The organism is Candidatus Clostridium helianthi (genome assembly GCF_045310795.1).
Classification (GTDB): Bacteria; Bacillota; Clostridia; order Clostridiales; family Clostridiaceae; genus Clostridium; species Clostridium helianthi.
Genome location: NZ_JBJIAB010000143.1, coordinates 1 through 345, shown reverse-complemented (window position 1 = coordinate 345; position 345 = coordinate 1). Strand labels below are relative to the sequence as shown.

Here is a 345-nt window from a genome sequence, read left to right as displayed (position 1 = left end):
CTTAAAGTATTCTGTGCAACATTCTTTGTATTCAGTGATTACATGAAGGGTGCTATGAGATTATCAGCTCTTATGAATATTCCAGTAGCTTATGTATTAACACATGATAGCATTGGAGTAGGGGAAGACGGGCCAACTCATGAACCAATAGAACAATTAGCAGCTCTTAGAAGTATGCCAAACATGACAGTATTTAGACCTGCTGACTCAAAAGAAACGGCAGCAGCCTGGTATTATGCAGTAACTAATGGAGCTACACCAACATCATTAGTATTAACAAGACAAAAGCTACCACTATATGATGGATGTCCTAAGAGAGCATTAAAGGGTGGATATATCTTAAAA

1 pseudogene is annotated in these 345 nt (G+C 37.7%); it reads left to right on the top strand.

The annotated features are described in order from the left end of the window. Positions 1-345, top strand: a pseudogene (locus tag ACJDTP_RS28170) (transketolase); the annotation flags it as partial.